3 protein-coding genes and 1 pseudogene are annotated in these 2,752 nt (G+C 64.0%); all 4 read left to right on the plus strand.

Features of this window, described 5'->3' with window-relative positions:
* Positions 1–309: pseudogene (locus AHiyo1_RS17185) on the plus strand (aminoglycoside phosphotransferase family protein); the annotation flags it as partial.
* Positions 310–468: 159 nt separating this feature from the next.
* Complete coding sequence (locus tag AHiyo1_RS17190; protein WP_216363234.1) at positions 469–1,347, plus strand: ATP-binding cassette domain-containing protein; 879 nt, start codon at positions 469–471, stop codon at positions 1,345–1,347.
* A complete protein-coding gene (locus tag AHiyo1_RS17195; protein ID WP_084784564.1) occupies positions 1,344–2,144 on the plus strand; it encodes an ABC transporter ATP-binding protein in 801 nt (266 codons plus the stop codon). Before AHiyo1_RS17190 ends, AHiyo1_RS17195 begins: the two co-directional genes overlap by 4 nt.
* Positions 2,141–2,752: MFS transporter (locus tag AHiyo1_RS17200; RefSeq protein WP_113990701.1), on the plus strand; the 612-nt coding region annotated here is incomplete at its 3' end. The genes AHiyo1_RS17195 and AHiyo1_RS17200, both read left to right, overlap by 4 nt.

Genomic DNA, 2,752 nt, shown 5'->3' on the forward strand with positions numbered 1-2,752 from the left:
AACTTGCTCCTCTGGTGGGGCGCGTGGATGCCCGTCACCGACCGCGATCCCGTCATGCGCGGAGTCGACGCCGCCTCCCGGGCTGCCATGCTGGTGGACGCCTACGGCTTGGGCCCGGCCGATCGGGCCAAGATTGTTGGCGTAACCCGGAACGCCGCCGAGCGCTCCTGGCATGTGATGCGGCACAGGGCGCTTGCCCAGGGCGGCGGGTGGAAACGGATGTGGGACGAGGGCATCGGGGACAAGATTCTTCGCCGCCAAGCGTGGCTAGCCGAAAACGCCGCAGTTCTCCACGCCGCAATAACGTGACCTGGCCTTAATCGTCGTCGAGGTGACGGAGCAGAAAAGGAAGGGTCGCGCGCATGGTCCGGAGATCGCCGTCGCTGGCTGCTTGTTCCCCAAGGTAGTCTCCATGGTTTCCAGGCGCGATCATCAGGCGGCTCCCCGGAAACATTTGGATTAATGAGAATGATTATTGATAGCATCAGTAATCATATCGCCCCTAGCCGAAAGTTCACCATGCACCCTGCCCTCCTTGTTCAGGACTTGAGGGTGTCCCTCCATGGACGCGCCCTGATTGACGGAGTCAGCTTCACTGTCGACCGGGGCCAAAGACTGGCCCTTTTGGGAGCTTCGGGTTCGGGCAAGTCCCTGACGGCGGCTGCCCTCCTGGGACAGCTCCCGGCTTCGATGAGCGCCTCCGGGCAGTTGCAGATCAACGGAGTAGACGTGACCTTGTCCGACCGGCGAACCCGCCGCTCGGGACTCACCGCAATCCATCAGGACCCCATGTCCGCACTTAACCCTTTGGTACGCCTGGGCAAACAGATGGAGATCCCGCTGCGGCATGCCGGCCTTTCAGGCTCCGCGGCGCGGAAAAGGGCACTTGAGCTGCTCGCGTCGATGGGAATAGAGGAAGCCGAACGGACCATGGAAAGCTTCAGCGGCGAACTGTCGGGAGGTCAGCTGCAGCGGGTCTGCATCGCGCTCGCCCTTGCCTGCCGCAGCTCCGTCCTGGTAGCGGATGAACCCACTACCGCATTGGACATGGTCAGCCAGGCCAAGGTCCTTGAGGCCTTGTCCCTGTATTCGGAATCAGCTTGCTCGGAATCCGTGTATCCGGAATCCGCGCGTTCCGCGGCCGCCGGCGCGATGTTGTTCATTACGCATGACCTTGCTGTGGCTGCGGCGTTTTGCCACCAGGCCCTCGTCTTGAGTTCCGGCCGGATCGTCGAAGAGGGATCCATGGAATCGGTGGTGGAGCGGCCCCGGCACCAGTACACGAAGCAACTGGTGGAAGCCGCCCATCTCGGATTCGATTCCCTCCGCCGGAGAGCCACAGCATGAAGGCAGTCCTGAGCGCTGGCAATCTCGGACTCAGCTACCCGGGCCGCAGGCTCCTGAAGCAACGGCCGGCCCGGCCGGCATTGCAGGACGTTTCCCTCAGGATTGCCACGGGAGACAGCGTTGGCCTGGTGGGTGGCTCGGGCGCCGGAAAATCGACACTCCTACGGATCCTGCTTGCTTTGGAGAAGCCGGACGCTGGAACCGTCACGTTCAACGACACCCCGGTTGTGCCCGGCCCGGCGTCGTCCTTGAGGTGGTACCGCCGCGCGGTGCAATACATCCCGCAGAATCCGGCGGCGAGCCTTGATCCGGGCATGAACGTGGAGCGGCTGCTCCTTGAACCCCTGAGGCAACTGCGCATCAATGGAGATCACCGCAGGATGATCCTGGATGCCTTGCAACGGGTCGATCTCGATCGCGGCTTGCTTGCGCGTCGGCCCTCGGAACTCTCCGGCGGGCAAAAACAACGCGTGGCCATTGCACGGGCCCTGGTCCCCGCGCCAACCATCCTCCTGGCTGACGAGCCGGTGAGCGGACTCGACCTTCCCCTCAGGAACTCGGTCTTGGCCCTCTTGGAACAGCTGGTCCATCGGGACGGGCTTGGGCTCCTGTTTGTCTCGCATGACCTGGCCGCCATCGCCCGGTTGTGCTCCCAAACCCTGGTCCTCTCCGGGGGAAGCATCGTGGAACAAGGACCCACCTTTGCCGTGTACGCGAACCCACAGACCCGGGAGGCCAGGGAGCTTGTCACCTCCATCCCCGGACTGGGCAGGGACGTACGACAGGACAAGCCATGAACTCACGCGCGGAGCCCACGCCCCGGCTACTGCTGGCCAGCCAGCTCATCTTCAACCTTGGCTTCTACTCGGTTGTCCCCTTCCTGGCGGTTTTGATGCGCGAGGACTTTGGCATGGGCGCAATGGCCGTGGGAATTGTCCTCGGCGCACGTACCTTCGCCCAGCAAGGATTGTTCCTCGTGGGCGGAGCCGCCGCGGATCGTTGGGGAGCCCGGCCCGTCATGATTGCCGGATGCCTCGCCCGGATCTCCGGGTACCTTTTGTTGCTGTGGGCTTCGGACTTCCCCCTTTTCCTCCTGGGAGCCGTCATCACAGGGGCGGGTGGCGCCCTCTTTTCACCCGCTTTGGAAAGCCTTGTGGGTGGGGCCGAAGAACGACGTGCCACCCTTCAGCCCCACAAAACCACTCTTTTCGCGCTGCTGGTCATTTTCGGGGAAATCGGCGCCGTGGCCGGTCCCCTGCTCGGCTCCGTCCTGCTTCAGACCGGCTTCGACGCGGCCCTGCTCGTCGGGGCGGGGGTCTTCGCCGTGATGGCAGTGGTCTTCGGCACTTTCCTACCAGCGACGACGGCGAGCGCCGTCGCAACGTCCGCCGGGAACTCGGCCGCC

This window comes from Arthrobacter sp. Hiyo1 (assembly GCF_001263615.2).
Classification (GTDB): Bacteria; Actinomycetota; Actinomycetes; order Actinomycetales; family Micrococcaceae; genus Arthrobacter.